The 20767-nt window shown below is 62.3% G+C and carries 21 protein-coding genes and 1 tRNA gene; 16 read left to right on the forward strand and 6 right to left on the reverse strand.

Translation table 11 applies throughout. The features are described from left to right. Positions 1 to 2: 2 nt before the first annotated feature. From BW995_RS05395 to BW995_RS05405, 3 genes are all read right to left on the reverse strand, one after another. The gene (locus BW995_RS05395; protein WP_076399167.1) at positions 3 to 677 is read right to left on the reverse strand and encodes a D-glycero-alpha-D-manno-heptose-1,7-bisphosphate 7-phosphatase; all 675 of its coding nucleotides are present in this window, start codon (positions 675 to 677) and stop codon (positions 3 to 5) included. A 24-nt stretch (positions 678 to 701) separates the two neighbouring features. After that, positions 702 to 786 (reverse strand) — tRNA-Leu (locus BW995_RS05400). Positions 787 to 874: 88 nt separating this feature from the next. Continuing rightward, positions 875 to 1795, reverse strand: coding sequence for a sulfite exporter TauE/SafE family protein (locus tag BW995_RS05405; protein WP_076399168.1), 921 nt, complete (start codon positions 1793 to 1795; stop codon positions 875 to 877). A 582-nt stretch (positions 1796 to 2377) separates the two neighbouring features. On the opposite strand from BW995_RS05405, the gene ccmA reads away from it, so the two are divergent. Further along, positions 2378 to 3136, forward strand: a complete 759-nt coding sequence (gene ccmA, locus BW995_RS05410; RefSeq protein ID WP_084194604.1) for a heme ABC exporter ATP-binding protein CcmA — start codon at positions 2378 to 2380, stop codon at positions 3134 to 3136. 3 nt (positions 3137 to 3139) lie between these two features. Further along, positions 3140 to 3808 carry a heme exporter protein CcmB gene (ccmB, locus tag BW995_RS05415; protein WP_076399169.1) on the forward strand — a complete coding sequence of 223 codons (669 nt, stop codon included), beginning with the start codon at positions 3140 to 3142 and terminating at the stop codon, positions 3806 to 3808. 214 nt (positions 3809 to 4022) lie between these two features. Here ccmB and BW995_RS05420 read toward each other — a convergent pair whose 3' ends face one another. Then, a complete protein-coding gene (locus BW995_RS05420; protein ID WP_245821298.1) occupies positions 4023 to 5108 on the reverse strand; it encodes a threonine aldolase family protein in 1086 nt (361 codons plus the stop codon). 174 nt (positions 5109 to 5282) lie between these two features. Between BW995_RS05420 and BW995_RS05425 the strand changes: the two genes are divergently transcribed. From BW995_RS05425 to BW995_RS05440, 4 genes are all read left to right on the forward strand, one after another. Next, on the forward strand, positions 5283 to 6059 hold the full coding sequence (locus BW995_RS05425; RefSeq protein ID WP_076399170.1) for an ABC transporter ATP-binding protein: 777 nt from the start codon (positions 5283 to 5285) through the stop codon (positions 6057 to 6059). A 73-nt stretch (positions 6060 to 6132) separates the two neighbouring features. Next, a complete protein-coding gene (locus BW995_RS05430) occupies positions 6133 to 6903 on the forward strand; it encodes an ABC transporter substrate-binding protein (RefSeq protein ID WP_076399171.1) in 771 nt (256 codons plus the stop codon). A gap of 81 nt (positions 6904 to 6984) precedes the next feature. Further along, the gene (locus BW995_RS05435) at positions 6985 to 7662 is read left to right on the forward strand and encodes an ABC transporter permease (protein WP_076399172.1); all 678 of its coding nucleotides are present in this window, start codon (positions 6985 to 6987) and stop codon (positions 7660 to 7662) included. A gap of 128 nt (positions 7663 to 7790) precedes the next feature. Beyond that, positions 7791 to 8516, forward strand: a complete 726-nt coding sequence (locus BW995_RS05440; RefSeq protein WP_076399173.1) for an ABC transporter permease — start codon at positions 7791 to 7793, stop codon at positions 8514 to 8516. A gap of 356 nt (positions 8517 to 8872) precedes the next feature. Here the strand turns inward: BW995_RS05440 and BW995_RS05445 are convergent, their stop codons facing one another. Continuing rightward, positions 8873 to 9166: an I78 family peptidase inhibitor gene (locus BW995_RS05445; RefSeq protein WP_084194605.1), complete on the reverse strand. Its 294-nt coding sequence runs from the start codon at positions 9164 to 9166 to the stop codon at positions 8873 to 8875. Positions 9167 to 9182: 16 nt separating this feature from the next. Continuing rightward, complete coding sequence (gene rfaE1 / locus BW995_RS05450) at positions 9183 to 10688, reverse strand: D-glycero-beta-D-manno-heptose-7-phosphate kinase (RefSeq protein WP_076399175.1); 1506 nt, start codon at positions 10686 to 10688, stop codon at positions 9183 to 9185. A gap of 164 nt (positions 10689 to 10852) precedes the next feature. Here rfaE1 and BW995_RS05455 point away from each other — a divergent pair, with 164 nt between their 5' ends. The 10 genes from BW995_RS05455 to acs all read left to right on the forward strand — a co-directional run bounded on the left by BW995_RS05455 (position 10853) and on the right by acs (position 20501). Continuing rightward, the gene (locus BW995_RS05455) at positions 10853 to 12214 is read left to right on the forward strand and encodes an EAL domain-containing protein (RefSeq protein WP_139332773.1); all 1362 of its coding nucleotides are present in this window, start codon (positions 10853 to 10855) and stop codon (positions 12212 to 12214) included. Between the two features lie 14 nt (positions 12215 to 12228). Then, a complete protein-coding gene (locus BW995_RS05460) occupies positions 12229 to 13518 on the forward strand; it encodes an EAL domain-containing protein (protein WP_084194606.1) in 1290 nt (429 codons plus the stop codon). 7 nt (positions 13519 to 13525) lie between these two features. Next, entirely contained in the window at positions 13526 to 14287 is a 762-nt protein-coding gene (locus BW995_RS05465; RefSeq protein WP_076399177.1) for an ABC transporter ATP-binding protein, read from the forward strand. Further along, the gene (locus tag BW995_RS05470) at positions 14284 to 15108 is read left to right on the forward strand and encodes an ABC transporter permease (RefSeq protein WP_076399178.1); all 825 of its coding nucleotides are present in this window, start codon (positions 14284 to 14286) and stop codon (positions 15106 to 15108) included. Before BW995_RS05465 ends, BW995_RS05470 begins: the two co-directional genes overlap by 4 nt. Positions 15109 to 15156: 48 nt before the next feature. Further along, the gene (locus BW995_RS05475) at positions 15157 to 16158 is read left to right on the forward strand and encodes an NAD(P)H-dependent glycerol-3-phosphate dehydrogenase (RefSeq protein ID WP_076399179.1); all 1002 of its coding nucleotides are present in this window, start codon (positions 15157 to 15159) and stop codon (positions 16156 to 16158) included. A 73-nt stretch (positions 16159 to 16231) separates the two neighbouring features. After that, the gene (locus BW995_RS05480; protein WP_076399180.1) at positions 16232 to 16519 is read left to right on the forward strand and encodes a YciI family protein; all 288 of its coding nucleotides are present in this window, start codon (positions 16232 to 16234) and stop codon (positions 16517 to 16519) included. 61 nt (positions 16520 to 16580) lie between these two features. Then, on the forward strand, positions 16581 to 17021 hold the full coding sequence (locus BW995_RS05485) for an EVE domain-containing protein (RefSeq protein ID WP_076399181.1): 441 nt from the start codon (positions 16581 to 16583) through the stop codon (positions 17019 to 17021). Beyond that, on the forward strand, positions 16993 to 17328 hold the full coding sequence (locus BW995_RS05490) for a Rieske (2Fe-2S) protein (protein ID WP_076399182.1): 336 nt from the start codon (positions 16993 to 16995) through the stop codon (positions 17326 to 17328). The genes BW995_RS05485 and BW995_RS05490 overlap by 29 nt, the downstream gene beginning before the upstream one ends. 90 nt (positions 17329 to 17418) lie before the next feature. After that, positions 17419 to 18138 (forward strand): hypothetical protein, encoded by a 720-nt coding sequence (locus BW995_RS05495; protein ID WP_076399183.1) that lies wholly within the window; start codon positions 17419 to 17421, stop codon positions 18136 to 18138. Positions 18139 to 18566: 428 nt separating this feature from the next. After that, complete coding sequence (gene acs / locus BW995_RS05500; protein WP_076399184.1) at positions 18567 to 20501, forward strand: acetate--CoA ligase; 1935 nt, start codon at positions 18567 to 18569, stop codon at positions 20499 to 20501. Positions 20502 to 20767 lie beyond the last annotated feature (266 nt).

The following is a 20767-nucleotide window of genomic DNA, read 5'->3' on the forward strand; positions in this document are numbered from 1 at the left end:
GGTTACTCCATATCCCCGGCAGAAAGAAAGCCATGCTCCGGGTCAAACAGCGCCATGCAGTCGAGCAGGGAGTCAGCGGCAAGTACGGTAAAGCGGTCATCGGCCAGCGCCAGCGCCGCCTCGCGCTCGCCGGCATCCCGTCCGTGGCCGGTCAACAGGTGGATGCCACCGCGCATTCCGGCTGCCTTGGCGCTGCCCAGATCGGATGCCTTGTCGCCGATCAGCCAGCTGTGCGCCGGGTCCAGTGCCAGATGATGCAGCAGGTACAGGGCCATGCCGGGGCCGGGCTTGCGCCAGAAATCGCCGTCGGGGTGCTGTTCGCCATATTTGGCGTGGTAACCACAGGCAATGGTCGCCTCGACCGGGCAGCCTTCGGTGGTCAGAATCTCGTTCAGCCGGGCCGCCACCGCCCGATAGGCGGCCCAGTCAAAATAGCCACGGGCAATCCCGGCCTGATTGGTTGCCACCCCACAGCCCCAGCCTGCCTGCTGCACCCGGCGCAGAAACGCCGCGCTGCCCTGCTCCAGACAGACATCATCGGGGTTGCTGAGGTAATGGGCTTCGACGATCAGCACGCCATCGCGGTCAAACACGATGCCGGGACGCACGGGGGTACCGGCACGGGACGCGGAAAGGTCGCTGTAAACGCCCGCAGGCAGCGCATCAAGAGAGATCATGGAGCCAGAAGCCAGAAAGAAAGATGGTGGGGGCGACGGGACTCGAACCCGTACGACCGAAGTCGAGCGATTTTAAGTCGCTTGCGTATACCAGTTTCGCCACGCCCCCACAGGCCGAGGCCGTTCCGCATAGACTCATGCCGGCTCGGTACACAGGCGGTTGTGCCGTGCCACTGGAGCCGGGTCAAGGGTTTTTCTCAGTGCTGGGCGGCGGCGCTGATGGAATAGAGGTCCGCCGGGGTCAGGGTAATGTCAAAGACGATCTTCACCCCCATCCCCAGCACCAGCAACGCCAACAAAAACCGCATCTGGTCCCCGCGCAGACGGCGGCCAAGGGTGGCCCCCCACTGGGCCCCGACCACCCCGCCAATCAGCAGCAACACCGACAGGATCACATCCACCGCCTGATTGGTGTTGGCCTGCATGAAGGTGACGTTGGCGGTGACGAACACGATCTGGAACAGGCTGGTTCCCACCACCACTTCGGCAGGCATTTTCAACAGATAGATCATCGCCGGAACCATGATGAAGCCACCGCCAACGCCCATGATCGCCGACAGCGCCCCGACGGCAAAGCCGACCAGCGCCGGAGGAATGATCGAAATGTACAGGCGCGAGCGGGGAAAGCGCATCTTGAACGGCAAACGGTGCAACAGGCTGTGGCTGTGCAGTTTGTGGCGGGAAACCACCGGTGCCCGCCGTTTCAGCAGGGCACGCGAGCTTTCGATCAGCATCAGACCCCCGATCACCCCCAGCAGCAGGACATAACTGAGATTGATCACCAGCTCGACCTGCCCCTGGGCCTTCAGCCAGGCGAACAGGTGAACCCCGGCGGTCGAGCCGACCAGACCACCAACCAGCAGGATCACCCCCATCCGCACATCGACCGTTCCGCGCCGCCAGTGGGCGAGCATGCCCGAAACGCTGGCTCCAAGCACCTGATTGGCCCCCGAGCCAACCGCCACCGGCGCCGGAACACCCATCATGATCAGCAGCGGGGTCAGCAAAAACCCGCCACCGACCCCGAACAGGCCGGACAGGAAACCGATACTCCCCCCCAGCATCAGCAGGACGAGGATATTTTCCGTAACGCCAGCGATCGGAAGGTAGATGGACATCGGCGGGGCCTTTCGGCGGCAGGGAAGGTGATGTTGCCCCAGACTAACCCGTTCAGTCACAAAAGAGAACGGCAAGCGCACAGGCAGGGCCATCCCGCAGGAAAACGACCGGATGGGGCTGATTTGATGAACAACCTGTCATAAAGGCGCATTTTTGCCGCAATTGGACCGTCAAACCGGATATTCCGCCCCCAAATGACCTAGGTTTGATCAAAGTCTCGCCACATTCGGACGGCTAAATACATCTCATGGACGGCGACGGAAACGCAGTTCCCCCTGCACTCCCCATGACCGTCGTCCGCGCCCGAACCGCCCCCATCCCCGTTCCCCAAGGCGGTTTGGGACGACCGCAGCCGAGGCGACCAACGCCCAACCTCCCCGCCCCCCTCAGGGTGTTGGTCGCCGACCTCTCTGAACGATTTCGGGTTTGATGCTCCCTCCCTCCCGCATCAGGCCCATCCTGGTTGCAGACCCTGTTGATCCAGAGTCTCTCTTCCCCCCGCCCTCAGGGGTTACCTTCTGCCCTGTCAGACCGTCCCGCGCGGTGGCAGGGCAGTTTTTTATCTGCTATACCTCTGCGCCATGAGCACTCAGCCGATAGAACCGCCTGTCGAGGCGGCAGCCCCCCCCTCTGCCCCGTCGCCCTCTGCCCCGTTGTTTGCCGGGCAGGGACTGGGGTGCATCCGTGGTGATCGTGTGGTGTTTCGTGGGCTGAATTTTGCCTGCCAACCGGGCGATGCCCTGTTGTTGCTGGGGCGGAACGGTTCCGGAAAGTCCAGCTTTTTGCGGGTGATGGCCGCTTTGGTGGCTCCGGCCGCCGGGCACCTGCTGTGGCAGGGCCAGCCGGTGCAGGATGACCGCGAAGCCCACGGCCTGCGCACGCGCTATCTTGGTCACGCCGACGCCATCAAGCCAGTGCTGACGGTGGCGGAAAATGTCTCGTTCTGGGTCCGCCTGTGGGCTCCCGAGGTGGCGGACGTCGAGGCGGCAGTCCATCAGGCTCTGGAATTGTTTGACATGGGACGGCTGGCCGACGTGCCGGGCCGGTTCCTCTCTGCCGGTCAGAAACGGCGGGTCAATCTGGCCCGCCTGTTCGCTGCCCCGGGGCAGGTGTGGCTGCTGGACGAGCCGACCACCGCGCTGGACAAGGCCTCGATTGCGGTGCTCGAAGATCAGATTGCTGCCCACCGGGCGCGCGGGGGCATCGTTGCGCTGTCAACCCACACCGATGTGGTGCTCCCCGGAGCACGAGCCTTCCACATGGAAGACTTTTCGCCCCACCGCGAGGGGCTGGCCGAAAACGATGATGACGACAGCGCCTTTGGCTGGACGGAGGGGTAAGCCATGGGGCGGTCGTTGTGGACAGTGATTCGGCGTGACCTGCGTCTGGCCCTGCGTCAGGGATCGGACAGCCTGATGGTGGTCACCTTTTTCGTGCTGTGCGTGGTGCTGTTTCCGTTCGGAGTTGGCCCGGAATCTGGTGTGCTGGAACGCATCTCCGCCGGGATTTTGTGGGTCACCGCCCTGCTGGCCTGCATGCTGTCGCTCGACCGGTTGTTTCAGCAGGAATACGAAGATGGCTCGCTCGATCTGCTCACCCTGTCGCCCGTCCCGCTGCCGGTGCTGGTGCTGGGGAAAGTGGTCGCCCACTGGCTGACCACCGGCTTGCCGATCCTGCTGGCCGCCCCGGTTCTGGCCGTGCTGCTGCACATGAACGGCGATGGTTTTGCCGTGCTGGTTGCCGCCATGGCGCTGGGGACTCCGACTCTCAGCCTGATCGGAGCGGTGGGCGCGGCGCTGGTGCTGGGGGCACGGCGGGGCGGTGTGCTGCTGTCGCTGCTGGTCCTGCCGCTGTACATCCCGGTGCTGGTGTTCGGGGTTTCTGCCGTGGACGCGGCGGTGATGGACTTCGGCTTCCGCGCCCAGTTGCTGATTCTGGGGGCAATGTTGCTGGGGGCGCTGGCCCTGTGCCCGTGGGCGGCGGCGGCGGCATTGCGGCAGGCAGTGGATTAAAGTAGTGAGCCTGCGTCAGGTCACAGTACACGACAAACAGAAAACAGGATCATGGAGCACTGCTCCAAACCTCGCTGGGGCCTTAAGGCCCCAGACCCCATTCATTTGATATTGAAAGAAAAAATGGGAGTTTGGGGGCATCGCCACCAAACGGGTATGGGCGGTAGCCCATTCTCCTGCACGGACTGTCGTGTCCTGTGGCGTCACATTTGCTCTAACCTTCCCGCGACAACCGGTGCAGGGTTTCGGCGATCAGCAGGATATCGGCCTCGCTGGTCGCCCAGCTGGTGACAAAGCGCGCCATGTCTCCGTCCCCGCTTTCATTGCTCCACGGGGCCCACTCCACGCCAATCCGGCGCAGGCAGGCTTCGACCACCGGGGTCAGGATGACGAACACCTCATTCGCCTGCACCGGCCAGACCGGTGGCATTCCGGCGTCGGCAAAGGCCTGCCCCAGCAACTGCGCCAGCGCATTGGCATGGCGGGCGTTGGTCAGCCACAGATCATCCTGCAGATAGGCCTGTAGTTGTGCTCCGATAAAGCGCCCCTTGGCCACCAGATGACCGCTGCGTTTGCGGCGATAGGCAAAGCCCCCGGCCAGAGCCGGATCAAAGAACACCACCGCCTCGGCGGCCCAGGCTCCGTTCTTGCTCGCCCCAAAGCTCAGGACATCGACCCCGGCCTTCCAGGTCATTTCGGCAGCAGAACAGCCCAGTGTCACCAGCGCATTGGCAAACCGCGCCCCATCCATGTGCAGCAACAGCCCGTGATCATGGCAGACCTCGGCCAGTGCGGCGATTTCCCCCACGCTGTACACTGTGCCCGATTCGGTGGCCTGGGTCAGTGATACGGCAGCCGCTGGCATCTGGTGCACGCTGCCCGCCGCTGCGGTGACCAGATGCATGTCCAGCACATCGGCGGTAATCTTGCCATTTGCCCCCGGCAAGGGATGTAGGCGCGCCCCACCGGACAACTGTTCAACGGCGCCGCATTCATCGACCAGCACATGGGCCGCCTGATGGCAATAGACCGTGCCCCACGGTGGCGTCATTGCCGACAGGGCCAGCGCATTGGCCGCCGTGCCGCTGACCAGCGGGAAAATCTCTGCCTGCGGGGCCTCCAGCACCTGCCGCAACGCCTGCTGTGCCGCCGTTGTTTCAGCGTCGGTACCATAGGATGGGGCGGTTAACAAAAAGGACTGCTGATACAACGCCTGCGCGATTTGCGGGCAGCAGGCGGCCATCGTGTCAGAGGCGAGATGAATCACGGCCGGGGCCTCCGGCAACACAACAGGGTTCATGGTGATTCCTTTTCACGCGGGATCGATGTTCTATCGCTTGACACTGCTTTGTAATGGCGCTGACATTATCCGTCTGTGATCACGCCACCAACCCCCTCTTTTCGGAGGTTGCACGGCAGATTGACAGGACAGTATTCGCCATTTTCGCCGCCACGCCAGATCAGGGATGTTTCAGTGACTGCCAGCACCCCCGCCACCCTCGACGTCGAAGACATTCACAAAAGCTTTGGCGGACTGGAGGTTCTGAAAGGAATCTCGCTGACAGCCCGCGACGGGGATGTGATCTCTCTGATCGGCTCGTCTGGCTCGGGCAAAAGCACCTTTCTGCGCTGCATCAACTTTCTGGAAACCCCCGACCGGGGCACGGTCCGCCTGAGCGGCGAGGCGGTGCAGGTCAAAAGCGGTCGCAAGGGGGCTGCCGTCACCGACGAACGGCAGCTTCAGCGCCTGCGGGCAAAGCTGGGATTCGTGTTCCAGAGCTTTAACCTGTGGCCGCACATGACCATCCTGCAAAACGTCATCGAAGCACCGATGCAGGTCAAGGGCCTGAGCCGGGCCGAAGCCACCGAGATGGCCGAAAGCCTGCTGGCCAAGGTCGGCATCGCCCACAAGCGCCACGAATACCCCTCGCACATGTCCGGTGGCCAGCAGCAGCGGGCGGCGATTGCCCGTGCGCTGGCGATGGAACCGCAAGTGATTCTGTTTGATGAGCCGACCTCGGCCCTGGACCCGGAACTGGTGGTCGAAGTGCTGGGCGTCATGCGCAGCCTGGCCGAAGAAGGTCGCACCATGCTGATCGTCACCCACGAAATGGGCTTTGCCCGCGACGTGTCCTCGCAGGTCGTGTTCCTGCATCAGGGACGGATCGAGGAGCAGGGGGCGCCCGAGCAGATTTTCAAGGACCCGACCTCGCCGCGCCTGCGCCAGTTTCTGGCCAGCCATCTGCATTGATCCTGCTTTTCAGCGTCGCCCCCGACCTCTGTCCGGGGCGATTTTCCTTTAACGCAACTCAGGAGCCGCTCCCGTGAAAGCTTTCAAACTCTCCGCCCTGACCCTCGCCGCCGCCGTTGCCGTTTCGGCGGCCGTTGCCGGGAGCACCGCCGCTCAGGCCGCTGAAAAGGTGCGTCTGGCCACCGAAGGCGCTTTCCCTCCGTTCAACACCATCGACAGCGCCGGCAAGCCGCAGGGCTTCGACGTGGATATCGGTCTGGCCCTGTGCGCCGAAATGAAGGTGGAATGCGAAGTCGTCACCCAGGATTGGGACGGCATCATTCCGGGCCTGCTGGCCAAGAAATACGATGCGATTATCGCCTCGATGTCGATCACCCCGGAACGCAAGGAAGCGGTGGCCTTCACCAACCCCTACTATTCCAACAAGCTGCAGTTCGTTGCCCCCAAGGGCAAGGACTTCACCCTGACCAAGGACGGCCTGAAGGGCAAGACCATCGGTGCCCAGCGCTCCACCATCTCGGCCTCGTGGATGGAAGAGCACATGCCCGGCGTCGAGGTGAAGCTGTACGGCACGCAGGAAGAAGCCTTCCTCGACCTCGCTTCGGGCCGTCTGGATCTGGTGATCAACGACGTCTATGTCACCTATGGCTGGCTGAACAGCGACGCGGGCAAGGGCTTTGAGTTCAAGGGCTCGCCGGTCTATGACGACGACAAGATCGGCATTGCCCTGCGCAAGGACGACACCGCCTTGCGCGACAAGATGAACGCTGCGCTGGAGGCCATTCGCAAGAACGGCACCTATGACAAGCTGAACGCCAAGTATTTCCCGTTCAGCATCTACTAAGCCCCGGATATATCATGCCAGAACAGGCAGGGCCCCACCGGATGGCGAGGCTCTGCCGGTTTGTTTTTTGCGGAGCCGATCATGGATTTGCACGGTTTTGGTCCCCTGTTGCTCGAAGGAGTCCTGGTAACGGTCGAGGTCGCCGTCACCGCCTGCGCTGTCGGGCTGATGCTGGGGCTGGCCGGGGCCGTCGCCAAGCTGTCCGAGGTCGCCGCCCTGCGCTGGCTGGCCGAGGTCTACACCACCCTGTTCCGGGGCCTGCCGGAATTTCTGGTGGTGCTGATCGTTTACTTTGCCGGGGCTGCGGTGCTGACCGCCACCATCGGCGGCGGAACCTATGTCGATGTGCCGCCGTTCATCGCGGGCAGTCTGGCTCTGGCGACCACTTTTGGCGCCTATGCCACCGAAGTCTTTCGCGGGGCCATTCAGGCCATCCCGCAGGGCCATGTCGAAGCCGGTCTGGCACTGGGCCTGTCCCGGCGGAAAATCTTCTGGCGGCTGGTGATGCCGCAGGTGATGCGCTATGCCCTGCCCGGCCTTGGCAACCTGTTTCTGGTGTTGCTGAAAGATACCGCGCTGGTGTCGATGATCGGGGTGTCCGACCTGATGCGTCAGGCCGATATCGCCCGTGGGGCCACCCGCGACACCTTTACCTTTTACGCCATCGCGGCGGTGATGTACCTGACCCTGACCGCTATCACCACCGCCGTTCTGGCCCGTCTGGAACAGCGCGCCAACCGTGGCGTGCGCCGCGCTTAGGGCAAATCCCGAGCAGATGGGCTCATCTGCGACGACACATTTGCTGAAAATACAATACATTAGAGCATTTTGAGCGATCGAGAGAGAACGCAAAACGCTCTAAACGACCGGAAATACAGGAGACGACCATGGACTTTTCGGTTGATCTGATTTGGCGCAGCCTGCCCAAACTGCTCAGCGGGGCCGGACTGACGGCGGAACTGATTGCCCTGTCGGGTGTCATCGGCTTTTGCATCGCCCTGCCGATGGCCGTTGCCCGCACCGCCCGCTCGCGGCTGCTGCGCTGGTTGTCGGGTGGCTATATCTTCTTTTTCCGTGGCACGCCGCTGCTGGTGCAGATTTTTCTGATCTATTACGGCCTCAGCGGTTTTGCGTGGGTGCGGGAGAATGAGCTGCTGTGGCCGATCCTGCGCGAGGCCTATTGGTGCGCCATCATCGCCTTCTCGCTCAACACCAGCGCCTACAGCGCCGAAATTTTCCGTGGCTCGATGCAGGCGGTGCCGGTGGGGGAAATCGAAGCCGGGCGCGCACTGGGCCTGAGCCGGTGGCAGATTTTCCGCCGCATCCTGTGGCCGCGTGCCTTCCGCATGGGCCTGCCTGCCTATGGCAACGAAATCATCTTCATGATCAAAAGCTCGGCGCTGGCCTCGACCATCACCCTGATGGACCTGACCGGTGTCGCCCGTGCGCTGGTCGCCAAGACCTACAAGCCGGTCGAAGTGTTTCTTGCCGCTGGCGTGCTATACCTGATCCTGATCTATGCGCTGACCTTTGCACTGCGGGTGATCGAAAAGCGCTGGGACATCCGCCGTCCCAACCCGCCGGTGCGGGCCGAAGACGCCGGTCCGGCCTAACGCAGTGAGTGCAAAATCATTGCAATAAAACAAAAGGTTAAACCAGCGTGCCTGAGTCAGACCACAGGACACGACAAAAAACAAAAAGATCATGGAGCGCTGCTCCAAACCTCGCCGGGGCCTTAAGGCCCCGGACCCCATTGACTTGATAGTGAAAGAAAAATGGGGGCTTGGGGGCATCGCCACCAAACGGGTTTGGGCGGTAGCCCACACTGATCCCACCAACTGTCGTGTACTGTGGCATCAGACTTAGAGCGTTTTCACACCGAGCGAAAACGCTCGCCATTTTTCGTGCCGCATTTTCCGAGCCGTTGACCGGAGACGGTCAACTTGAAAATGCTCTAACGCACGCCGGGCTAGCCGCAGCTGAGGCCGGTGACCACGCCGTCGCTGTTGACGTGGGCGTTCAGGCGTTCGGGGCGGAAGTCATAGGTGGTCGGGCTGCCGCTGTCGAGCACCCGTACACCGGGGAGCTGACTGGCCAGCGGTCCGGCCGGTTGCCCGATCCAGCCCTGCATCGCCTCTCCGCCACAGGACGACAGCCCGGAAACTGTCTGGCGGGTGCCATCACACCCGGCGAGGGTCAACGCCATGCCGACCAGCGCCATCGCGCCGAGGCTTCCCCTGATCCACCCATCTGCCTGCCGCATCGCCCCGTGCCCCCTGTTAAAGTGTCTCTGCCGTCATGCGGCGGATGGTATTGGTGGTTGACTGACCCGGTTCCAGTACGGCCAGAACCACCTGTCCACCGTTGGCAATCACCAGATCAGCACCGACCACGGTCTCTACCGTATAATCGGCCCCCTTGACCAGCACATCCGGCAGCAACCGGGTGATGACCTCCAGCGGGGTATCTTCGCCAAAGATCAGTACACCATCAACCATCATCAACGAGGCCAGCACCGCCGAGCGGGCGGCTTCGCTTTGCACGGGCCGGGTTTCCCCCTTCAGGCGGCGGACCGAGGCATCGGCGTTGACCCCGACCACCAGCCGGTCACAGGCGGCACGGGCCTGCCGCAACAGGGACAGGTGCCCCGGATGCAACAGGTCAAAACAGCCATTGGTAAAACCGACCCGCAAGCCTTGTGCTTTCCAGCGTTCAACCTGTGCCGCCATCTGGTCCAGTGACAAAACCCTGGTTTCAGCCTGATCCAGATCCTGATGATGCAGGGCGGTCACCAGCTCGTCGGCATGAACCGCTGCAGTTCCCACCTTGCCGACCACAATCCCGGCGGCGATATTGGCCAGATAGGCCGAATCCACCAGATCCAGCCCGGCGGCCATCGCGGCCCCCATGGTGGCAATAACGGTGTCACCGGCGCCTGACACGTCAAACACTTCGCGCGCTTCGGCGGGCAGGTGATGAACTTGCCCGGCGGGGGACAGCTCATCGCCGGTCACCAGCGTCATGCCGTCCTGACTGCGCGTTGCCAGCACCCCGGCAATACCACAGCGCTCAATAATCACCCGGGCGGCGGCAATCACGTCATCATCATTGCCGGTTGGCAAATCGCTGGCCTCGGTCAGCTCTTTCCGGTTCGGGGTGACCAGCGTTGCGCCTGCATACAGGCTGTAGTCGCGCCCCTTGGGGTCAACGATCACCGGCACGCCAGCCTGTCGGGCGGCAGCGATGATCTTCTGGATCACCAGCGGGGTCAGAACACCCTTGCCATAGTCGGACAGGATCACCACCGTACAGGCCGCGCCGGTGCTGCCACTGAGAATGGCTTCGGCGTTGGCAATCAGGGTGGCTTCGTGGTGGGCGGTCAGCGGGCGGATGGTTTCCTGATCGGCGCGCAGCAGCTGCTGCGATCCGGCGATGTAGCGGGTCTTGATCGAGGTGGCCCGTCCCTGCTCGACTTCCAGCATCGGAACCACGTTCGGCAAGGCCCCCAGCATGGTGGCGACTTCGCTGGCGGCAGCATCATCGCCGACCAGCGACAGGAATTGCACCTTTGCCCCCAGTCCGACCAGATTGCGAACCACGTTGCCCGACCCGCCAAGCATGGCGGTTTCACGGGTGACGCGGACCACGGGTATGGGAGCCTCGGGGCTGATGCGGTCCACCACCCCATAGACAAAACGATCCAGCATGATATCACCAACACACAGGACCTGTGCGGTGGTGAACAGGGGGACGGCAGACGCCAGGCGCGAGTGTGTTTCTGTCATGATGACGGTACACTACCACCAGCGACTCTGGTTCGCCAAGGGATGTTGTCACCTTTGCCGCGGCCGGAAAGCAGTTGGAACAGAATGGGTCCGGCTGGTGAAATTTCAGCCTGAATGGCGCTGAAGCCTTTCCTTTATAGCCTTTTTAGGGTTGGATATTCCCAGTGAGTATATCGTGGGCCATGATGTTGCAGGAACGAGACCCCACCCGTGCGGAACGGGAGTTGCTGGATACCATCGAGCGTGGTGGACGGACCCCTGCGGGCCGGACGGCGGTGCAATTGCATTTGTCCCAGCTGTTGCCCAGCAATCGCCCCGGCAGCCGCCTGAAAATCGCCTCACGCCTGTTTGCCCCGCTGGAAATCAGCCACAATCTGCAAGTCTTTCTGTTGTCGAACGGGGACATCTTTGTCCTCGGGCGGGACATGCCGGAAAATCAGGTGGACAACATCGTCCACCGGGTCCGCTCGCTGTTCGATAATGATCCCCTGACCTTTGACGACTTTGATGATGGCATTGACCCGTTCGTGACGTGGTATGCCTATGAGGTTGATTTTTCCGAGCTGGAAATGGTGGTGCGCAACCTGCTGGAGGCCGCCGAAATCCTGCGCAAGCAGCGTCTCGGAACTCCGGCACCGCCGGAACCGCTCAGCCCCAGTGACCTCGATCAGTTGCGCGACAAGGTGCTGGCCCTGAACATTCGTCCGATGCTGCGCCGCCAGCCCTGCATCCGCTTGCGGCCCAGGCAAAGCGCCGAAATCATGTTCGAGGAAATCACCGTCGGCATCACCGAGGTGCGCGATTCCATCGCCCCCGGCAAGGATATCTTTGCCGATCGCTGGCTGTTTCAGGATTTCTCCCGCACCCTTGACGCCGCCCTGCTGGCGGTCTTGCCGCAGGCCCCGGTGCTGGCCCGTCCGGCTGCCATCAGCCTGAACCTGAATCTGGAAAGCATCGACAGCCGCGAGTTCCGGGGCCTGCTGAATGTCCTGAAGCCCGGGCAGAAAGTGATCGCCGAAGTGCAGGTGATCGATATTTTCACCAATCTGGCGGCCTATCAGTCGACCCGCGACCTGTTGCGCCATAACGGCCATGGCATCCTGATCGATGGCCTGAGTCCGGCGATGCTGGGGGCGATGGACATGTCGCTGCTTGACCCGGACTTTGTGAAAATCCTGTGGGCAGCCGATCTGGCGGCCCCCCAGCATCCCCGCAAGGGCGAAGGTCTGGCCGATCTGGTCAGCGGGCTGGGGGCCGAGCGGGTTATTCTGTCCCGCTGCGAATCCGAACAGGCGATGAGTTGGGGGCTGGCCAATGGCATGACCGCCTTTCAAGGGCGCTATATGGATGCCATTCTGGGAACGGTTACGATGCAGCAATGTCCCTCATCCAGCCAGTGCATCCTGCGGGATTGCATCATCCGGCGCACCTCGGTCATGGGGCGCCGCCGCAGCGAATGCCCCAACATGCCCTGGCTGGATCAGGTTCAGGTTTTGTCTGCGCCGTCCCGGCGCCGGACCCAGTGAGCACGGGGGCGATGATGAGCGAGAAGCAGACGCCACCCCCGTTGACCCCGGCCCGGCGCAGCAGTGGCCCCCCCGAACATCCCAAGGGGGTGGTCGATGAAAAGCGCCTGCTCCACGATATCAAGCGCTTGAGTGCCAATACCAAAGGCCGCTGGGTCGTGCGCGGGCACCTGTCGCGGATGAAGCCGGACAATCTGGCCGATCACACCCTGCACGCGGTCGAGCATACCTTCAATGGTCTGGTCACCCGCGAAGGGGTCCGCTTTTACTGGCTGCGCAACAATGACTTTGTGGTGTCATTTTCGATCACCTCGGCTGATTCCGTGCGGGCGGCGCTGGTCAAGGTGCGGTTCCTGTTCGCCCATGACCCGCTGATGGATCAACCGGCGGCGCATGGCGTTGAAAGCGACTCTCTTGCCACCTGGTATCGCCTGGACAACGACCATGGCCTGCTGCTGAAGGACATCCAGCAACTGGTGCAAAGCCACCGCGCCCCCAGCATGGGGACCCCGCGACGGCATTTGCGGCAGAACAGCGACCCCGGTTCCATCCGGCGGGGAGCGCCCTTGACGGCGGCCATGCTGTCCCGCGTTGAGAGTGCCCTGATGGGGGCCGACCTCTCCAGCCATATCCGCCGGCAGGCCGTCTGTGCGATGGTCGGGCGGGCCGCCCCGGACCCGGTGTTTACCGAAGTGTTCGTGTCGATCAATGACCTGCGCGAAACGATGTTGCCGCATGTCGATCTGGCCTCGAATCCCTGGCTGTTCCAGCACCTGACCCAGACCCTGGACCGCCGGGTTCTGGCGATGCTGACCCGTCGCGATGACAAGACCCTCAATCAGGGGTTTTCGATCAATCTGAATGTCAGCACCATCCTGTCGGATGACTTCCTGCGCTTTGATGACAGCCTGTCGCCCGGCAGTCATGGTACGGTGGTGCTGGAGGTGCGCAGCGAAGACATCTTTGCTGACCTCAACGCCTTTTTCTTTGCCCGTGATTTTGTCCGCCAGCGCGGTTATCGCTTGTGCGTTGATGGCCTGAACTGGCGCACCCTGCCGTTTGTTGATCCGACCCGGCTGGGGGTTGACCTGATGAAGCTGTCATGGTCTGACGACTTGCCCAACGTCCTGCGCAGCGCCGAGGGCGATGCCGCCAGTGCGGTGCTGGCCCGTACCGGACAGGGCAAGATCATTCTGGCCCGCTGTGACGATGAAAAAGCGGTGCAGTTCGGTCAAGGGCAGGGAATTCGCCTGTTCCAGGGCCGCTATATCGACCGCATCACCAAACCCTATCTTTTGTTGTGATGGCGCAATGATGCCTGATGAGTGTCCCCCGGCAATCCGGGTCCACAATCTGACCAAGATCTACAGCCTGACCCCGGTGGTTGATGGCCTGAGCTTTGAGGTTCCACAGGGAAGCATCACCGCCCTGCTGGGGGGCAACGGGGCGGGCAAGACCACCACCATTGCCATGTTGCTGGGCCTGCTGCTGCCGACGTCCGGGCAGGTGGCTTTACTCGGGCACGACATGGCCACCGACCGTTACGCGGCACTGGCGCAGGTGAACTTTTCCAGCCCCTATGTCGATTTGCCGGGACGGCTGACCGTCCGCGAGAATCTGACGATTTACGCCCGCCTGTACGGCCTGCCCCGACCGGCGGAGCGGATTGCCGAGATGGTCGAGGATCTGGAGCTGGGCGCGTTTGTCACCCGCCGGACCAGCCGCCTGTCTGCCGGACAGAAAACCCGTGTTGCTTTGGCCAAGGCGCTGATCAATCGCCCGCGCCTGTTGATCCTCGACGAACCGACGGCCAGCCTTGACCCGGACAGCGGCGACTGGATTCGCGGCTACCTCAGCCGTTACGCTGCGGAAACGGGAGCCACGCTGTTCCTCGCCTCGCACAACATGGCCGAGGTCGAACGCCTGTGCTCGCAGGTTTTGATGATGCGGCAGGGGCGGATTTTTGACCGTGGCAGCGTGTCCGAGCTGACCGAACGCTATGGCCGCACCAATCTGGAAGATGTCTTTCTCGATATCGCCCGTGGACAGGAAAAAGGCGGACCCGCCCAATGAGCAGAGGTCTTGTTCCCGGCTGGTCCGGTTTTGCCTGGCATCGTGTCGGGGCCGTGTGTCTGCGGCACCTGTATGTGATGCGCTCCAGCCCGATCCGGCTGCTGGAAATGGCCTATTGGCCGACGGTCCAGATGGTGATGTGGGGCTTCATCAGCCAGTTCTTCACCACCCAGTCATCATGGCTGGTGCAGGCGGCCGGGGCGCTGCTGGCCGCCGTGCTGCTGTGGGACGTGTTGTTCCGCGCCAATCTCGGCCTGTCGCTGTCGTTCATGGAAGAAATGTGGGCGCGCAATCTCGGACACCTGTTCGTCAGCCCGTTGCGCCCCTATGAATTCATCGTCGCCCTGATCACCATGAGCGCCATCCGCACCACCATTGGCCTGTTGCCAGCGGCGCTGTTGGCGATTCCGTTGTTCCACTACAACATTTTCGCCATGGGTCTGCCGCTGGTCGGCTTTTTCCTGCTGTTGCTGATCACCGGCTGGAGTGTCGGTCTGGGGGTTTCGGCGCTGGTCCTGCGCTTTGGGCTGGGGGCGGAGAGTCTGGCGTGGGTGCTGATTTTTGCCCTCGCCCCGCTGTCGGGAATTTATTACCCCATCTCGACCCTGCCCGGATGGCTGCAAACCGTCGCCTGGTGGCTGCCGTCCTCGCACGTTTTCGAGGGAATGCGCGTCGTTTTGACCACCGGCACCTTTGACTGGAGCCTGTGGTGGACAGCCTTGGTGCTCGATCTGGGCTATCTGTCTCTGTTGGGTGGACTGTTTTTGTACACCTTCCGGGTTGCGCGGCGGCGTGGCTTGTTGCTCAATGTCGGCGAATGATCATTTTCACCCGGCCAGCGATGGGCGGGAGAGCGGAGAAAGCAGACAGTGCAACGGATTGGGGTAATCGGAGCAGGCGCCTGGGGTACGGCGCTGGCGCTGGCGGCAACGCGGGCCGGACGGCAGACAACCCTGTGGGCGCGGGAACAGGCCGTCGCCGACGCCATCAACGGCCAGCATGAAAATCCCGACTATCTCCCCGGCCTGCCGCTGGACCCGTCCCTGCGGGCGACCACCGATGCGCTGGCGGTGCTGGCGGCTGCCGATGCGGTGCTGCTGGTGGTTCCGGCCCAGCACCTGCGGGCCACCTGTGCCACTTTGGCCCCGCACTGGCGTCCCGGTGTTCCGGCGTTGATCTGTGCCAAGGGGATCGAGCAGGGCAGCGGCCAGTTGATGAGCGAAGTCGCTGCCGAAACGTTACCGGCAACGGTGCCGCTGGTGGCCTTGTCCGGTCCCAGCTTTGCCGCCGAAGTCGCCCGTGGGCTGCCGACGGCGGTGACGCTGGCCTGCGAGGATCAGGCGCTTGGCACGTCTTTGCTGAGTGCCCTTGGCAGCCGGTCGTTCCGCCCCTATCTGTCGGCGGACCTGATCGGGGCCGAGGTTGGCGGCGCAGTGAAAAACGTGCTGGCCATCGCCTGTGGTGTGCTCGAAGGGCGGGCGATGGGGGACAATGCCCGCGCCGCCCTGCTGACCCGTGGGTTGGCTGAAATCACCCGTCTGGGCGTCGCCAAGGGCGGGCTGCCGGGGACGTTCATGGGTCTGTCGGGGATGGGCGACCTGTTGCTGACCGCGACCTCGATGCAGTCGCGCAATTTTTCGCTCGGTTTTGCGCTGGGGGAAGGCAAAAGCCTGAGCGCGATTCTTGCCGGACGCAAAGCCGTCACCGAAGGGGTGTTCACTGCCGCTGCCGTCGTTGCTCTTGCGGAACAACTGGGCGTTGACATGCCGATCTGTCAGGCGGTCGATGCGATCCTCAATCGCGGGGCCGATGTGGAACAGGTGGTTGCCGCCCTGCTGTCGCGTCCGTTCCGCGTCGAACTGGAACACTGATCACTGGCGATCGAGGCCGGTGATGACCTGTTTGCCGGGACTCCGGCGTTCTTGAAAAGAGAGAGACACTCCCATGGCACTGTTTGCAGTTTACAATCTCGACAACGCGGGCGCTTTGCAGATCCGTCTGGACAATCGTCCGGCGCACGTCGAATTCCTCAAGGCACTGGGCGACTCGCTGTTTCTGGCCGGTCCGCTGCTGTCTGACGATGGCGAAACGATGATTGGGTCGCTGGTGGTGGTCGATTTCCCCGACCTTGCCGCCGCGCAGGCATGGGCCGCCGAAGACCCCTATGCCAAGGCCGGTCTGTTTGCCAGCTCGACCGTCAAGCCGTTCAAGAAGGTTCTGCCAGCGGCGTAACGTCTTTGTGGACGCACAGAGGCAAGGTGCCTCTGTGCGTCCGCATACCACAGGAGTCACCATGGCCTTCTGGCTGGTCAAGTCCGAACCCGAATGCTGGTCGTGGGATGATCATTGCCGCGCGGGCACCGCCCCGTGGGACGGCGTGCGCAATCATCAGGCCAACGGCTATATGAAGGCGATGGTGATCGGTGATCAGGCGTTGTTCTACCACAGCCAGAGCCAGCGGGCAGCGATTGGGGTGCTGACCGTCACCGCGCCGTGGAGTCCGGACCCGGAGGATGTGACAGGCCGGTTCGGGGTGGTCGGGATGCGGGCCGACTCCGCCCTTGTGCGCCCGGTGACGCTGGCACAGATCAAGGCCGATCCGCGTCTGGCCCATCTGGCCCTGCTGCGTCAGTCGCGCCTGTCGGTGGTGCCGATTGATGCGGAGGCGTGGGCGATCATCCTCGATCTTGCCGGAGGTCTGACCGATGCCGCATCCCCTGCTGCCCTCCGCTGAGTTGCCCGAGGGGATTGCCAGAGAGATTCCCCTCCCCGGTAGTGCAGGTGATCCGCAGTCACTGATTGTTCTGCGCCATCAGGGACAGGTGCGCGCCTATCGCAACCTGTGTCCCCATCTGCGCGTTCCCCTGAACTGGCAGCCGGAGGGGTTCTGGAATCCTGAGCGGACGGCGCTGATGTGCGCGATGCACAAGGCGTTGTTTAACCCGGTCAGCGGAGAATGCACCCACGGCCCCTGTTTCGGGCGCTTTCTCGAGTCTGTTGCCATTCATGAGCAGAACGGCATCATAAATCTCGATGCCTGAAAGCCGCAGGACAAGCGTACCAAAGGCGGGTATAGTTCTTCTGATCCAAGGGTTCCCCGGTATCAGCATAAAACAGAGTAAAACGCGCCGATGGATGATGATACAAAAGGCATGATTGGCTGTCTGGCCTCGGTGGTTGTTATCTCCGCCGTGATTGCAGCGATTGTGTACTTGCCTGGCATGACCAAAGGAAGCTCTTCTGCTCCCGATGCTGCGAAGGCCGAGCGGTCTGTGCCGCTGACCCGTGTCGGTCCGGTGGCGGAAAAGCAGGTGGTTGAAAAGGCCGCCCAGGTTGACCCCAAGGCGCGCAAGATCAAGACCGACGAGGAAAGCCCGCCGGAAAGCGAAGCGCCGCCACCGGCCAAGGCGGTGATTGCCTCGGTGCAGGGGCTGACCATGCCTGCTCCCTCGACGCTGCCTGCTCCGGCCAACCGGGCTGTCGAACAGGCGTTAGCCCATGAAACCCTGTGCTATCGCGGCAAACCGGCTCGGCAGGTCCGCAGTCTGTTCAATGCTCCGGGCTATGCCATCACCTTTGGGGCGGATGACTTTTCCGGCGGTGATCCCTATCCGCGTCTGGAGGTTTTTTACGACCTGACCCGCACCCCGCCCGAGGTGACAGTCCTGTCGATGACCCACAAGGATATCCCCGAGTTCCCCCGCGACCAGGAAGTTCCGGTGCCCTATAGCGCCGAAGCGATCAGTGCTACACTGGCCCGCTGGATGGCTGCCGTTGCAACGGACACTTGTCCGGCCCCGTCGCCCGCACCAGCTCCGGCTGCCCCTGCGGCACCCTCTGGCAAACCGTAAGCACAGGACGCTGGACCTGTCCGGCGAATGGTGCTCTACTTCTTTGAAATACCGGCTCTTTCCTCCCGTGAATGGTGATCTTTTCCCCGGCTGATGCCTTGCGACCGGGTTGGTTTGGTGCGTCTGCGAACCGGCAATGCACCCTGTTTTTGGTACCCTACCCCTTTGGGCGGTCTTTTTCAGGGCTTGCCCCGCGTATACGGGTAGTGCATCCTACCCATACGGTTTTTGCATTTTATACAACTGAAGCCGTGACAGCAGGACACGCTTTGATCTAATATTGCGCCGAATCGTCCAAAAAGAGACGAAAAGGGGAGGTTACGAGGTCATTTGCGCAATGATGTTACACATCTGCGTCAACAGGCCCCATCTGTGCGCCTTCCCGCCCCGTAAAAACAAGGCCAGCGGATGATCTAAGGAGACAGTCTATGGACGCCCAAGTTTTTCCCGTTCCCGAAGCGACTGCCAAAAACGCTCTCGTGGACGATGCCAAGTATCAGGCGATGTACAAGCAGTCCGTCGAGGACCCCACCGCATTCTGGGGTGAGCACGGCAAGCGCCTGGACTGGATCAAGCCCTATACCCAGGTCAAGGACGTCTCCTATGATCCGCATGATGTGCACATCAAGTGGTTCCATGACGGCAGCCTGAACGTTGCGGCCAACTGCCTGGACCGTCACCTCGCCACCCGTGGTGATCAGGTCGCCATCATCTGGGAAGGCGACGACCCGAACGACGACGCCAAGATCACCTACCGCGACCTCTATGAACGCGTCTGCAAAATGGCCAATGCCATGCGCGAAATGGGCGTGAAGAAGGGTGATCGCGTCTGCATCTATCTGCCGATGATCCCCGAAGCCGCCGTCTCGATGCTGGCTTGCGCCCGTATTGGTGCGGTGCACTCGATCGTCTTTGGTGGCTTCTCGCCCGACTCGCTGGGCAGCCGCATCAAGGACTCGGAATGCGTGATGGTCATCACCGCCGACGAAGGTCTGCGCGGTGGTCGCAAGGTGCCGCTGAAGACCAACGCCGACAAGGCGCTGGAAGACTGCCCGTCGGTGAAAAACGTCATCGTCGTCCGCCGTACCGGCGGTGCGGTGCCGATGGTCGAAGGCCGTGACAGCTATTACCACGACGTCACCGCCAACCAGCCTGCCGAGTGCGCTCCGGAAGAAATGAACGCCGAAGACCCGCTGTTCATTCTCTACACCTCCGGTTCGACCGGCAGCCCGAAGGGCGTGCTGCACACCTCGGGCGGGTATCTGGTCTATGCCTCGATGACCCATGAGTACGTCTTTGATTACAAGGACGGCGAAATCTATTGGTGTACCGCTGACGTGGGTTGGGTGACCGGCCACTCGTACATCGTCTATGGCCCGCTGGCCAACGGTGCGACCTCGCTGATGTTCGAAGGCATCCCGAACTACCCGAGCGTCTCGCGCTTCTGGGACGTGATCGACAAGCATCAGGTCAACATCTTCTACACCGCCCCGACCGCCATCCGTTCGCTGATGCGCGAAGGCGAAGAGCCGGTGAAGAAGTCCAGCCGCAAGTCCCTGCGCATTCTGGGGTCGGTCGGCGAGCCGATCAATCCGGAAGCCTGGATGTGGTACTACAACGTCGTCGGTGAAGGCCGGTGCCCGATCGTCGACACATGGTGGCAGACTGAAACCGGCGGCATCCTGATCACCCCGCTGCCGGGCGCGACCGCCCTGAAGCCGGGTTCGGCCACCCGTCCGTTCTTTGGCGTCCAGCCGCTGCTGGTCGATGCCGAAGGCAACGAACTGAGCGGTGCCACCGAAGGCAACCTGTGCATTGCCGACAGCTGGCCGGGCCAGATGCGCACCGTTTATGGCGACCATGAACGCTTTGTGCAGACCTACTTCACCACCTACAAGGGCTATTACTTCACCGGTGACGGCTGCCGTCGCGATGAAGATGGCTACTACTGGATCACTGGCCGCGTCGATGACGTGATCAACGTGTCCGGTCACCGCATGGGCACCGCCGAAATCGAATCCGCGCTGGTTGCTCATGCCAAGGTCGCCGAAGCGGCGGTGGTGGGCTATCCGCACGACATCAAGGGCCAGGGCATCTATGCCTATGTGACTCTGGTGGCGGGCGAAGAACCGACCGACGCCCTGCGCAAGGAACTGGTGGGCTGGGTCCGTACCGAAATCGGTCCGATCGCCTCGCCGGACGTCATTCAGTGGGCTCCGGGCCTGCCGAAGACCCGTTCGGGCAAGATCATGCGCCGTATCCTGCGCAAGATCGCCGAAAACGACTTTGGCGCGCTGGGCGATACCTCGACCCTTGCCGATCCGTCGGTGGTCGATGACCTGATCGAAAACCGCGGCGCGTAAGCGTTCGTTACGCGGTCGGTTGACAAAGAAAAAGGCCCGTTCCCTGTACAGGGGGCGGGCCTTGTCTTTCCGTGGAGCAGCGCTCCACACCTCGACAGGGTTTTTCACAGTATACGACAGTCCGTCGCATCGGTGCAGGCTGCCGCCTGGGCTGCTCGGGGACTAATGCCCTCGAACCCCCATTTTTTCTTTTATGATCAAAGGAATGGGGTTTGGGGCCGACTGGCCCCAACGAGGTATGGAGCAGCGCTCCATGGTCTTGTTTT

The organism is Insolitispirillum peregrinum (assembly GCF_900156605.1).
Taxonomy (GTDB): domain Bacteria; phylum Pseudomonadota; class Alphaproteobacteria; order Rhodospirillales; family Rhodospirillaceae; genus Insolitispirillum; species Insolitispirillum peregrinum.

Bases quoted from the DNA above. Each gene is read 5' to 3' on its own strand.
- BW995_RS05465 (WP_076399177.1), top strand. From the start codon at position 13,526: ATGATGCCTGATGAGTGTCCCCCGGCAATCCGGGTCCACAATCTGACC.
- BW995_RS05495 (WP_076399183.1), top strand. From the start codon at position 17,419: ATGGATGATGATACAAAAGGCATGATTGGCTGTCTGGCCTCGGTGGTT.
- ccmB (WP_076399169.1), top strand. From the start codon at position 3,140: ATGGGGCGGTCGTTGTGGACAGTGATTCGGCGTGACCTGCGTCTGGCC.
- rfaE1 (WP_076399175.1), bottom strand. From the start codon at position 10,688: ATGACAGAAACACACTCGCGCCTGGCGTCTGCCGTCCCCCTGTTCACC.
- BW995_RS05470 (WP_076399178.1), top strand. From the start codon at position 14,284: ATGAGCAGAGGTCTTGTTCCCGGCTGGTCCGGTTTTGCCTGGCATCGT.
- BW995_RS05490 (WP_076399182.1), top strand. From the start codon at position 16,993: ATGCCGCATCCCCTGCTGCCCTCCGCTGAGTTGCCCGAGGGGATTGCC.
- BW995_RS05445 (WP_084194605.1), bottom strand. From the start codon at position 9,166: ATGCGGCAGGCAGATGGGTGGATCAGGGGAAGCCTCGGCGCGATGGCG.
- BW995_RS05460 (WP_084194606.1), top strand. From the start codon at position 12,229: ATGAGCGAGAAGCAGACGCCACCCCCGTTGACCCCGGCCCGGCGCAGC.
- ccmA (WP_084194604.1), top strand. From the start codon at position 2,378: ATGAGCACTCAGCCGATAGAACCGCCTGTCGAGGCGGCAGCCCCCCCC.
- BW995_RS05395 (WP_076399167.1), bottom strand. From the start codon at position 677: ATGATCTCTCTTGATGCGCTGCCTGCGGGCGTTTACAGCGACCTTTCC.
- BW995_RS05420 (WP_245821298.1), bottom strand. From the start codon at position 5,108: ATGAACCCTGTTGTGTTGCCGGAGGCCCCGGCCGTGATTCATCTCGCC.
- BW995_RS05485 (WP_076399181.1), top strand. From the start codon at position 16,581: ATGGCCTTCTGGCTGGTCAAGTCCGAACCCGAATGCTGGTCGTGGGAT.
- acs (WP_076399184.1), top strand. From the start codon at position 18,567: ATGGACGCCCAAGTTTTTCCCGTTCCCGAAGCGACTGCCAAAAACGCT.
- BW995_RS05440 (WP_076399173.1), top strand. From the start codon at position 7,791: ATGGACTTTTCGGTTGATCTGATTTGGCGCAGCCTGCCCAAACTGCTC.
- BW995_RS05480 (WP_076399180.1), top strand. From the start codon at position 16,232: ATGGCACTGTTTGCAGTTTACAATCTCGACAACGCGGGCGCTTTGCAG.
- BW995_RS05405 (WP_076399168.1), bottom strand. From the start codon at position 1,795: ATGTCCATCTACCTTCCGATCGCTGGCGTTACGGAAAATATCCTCGTC.
- BW995_RS05435 (WP_076399172.1), top strand. From the start codon at position 6,985: ATGGATTTGCACGGTTTTGGTCCCCTGTTGCTCGAAGGAGTCCTGGTA.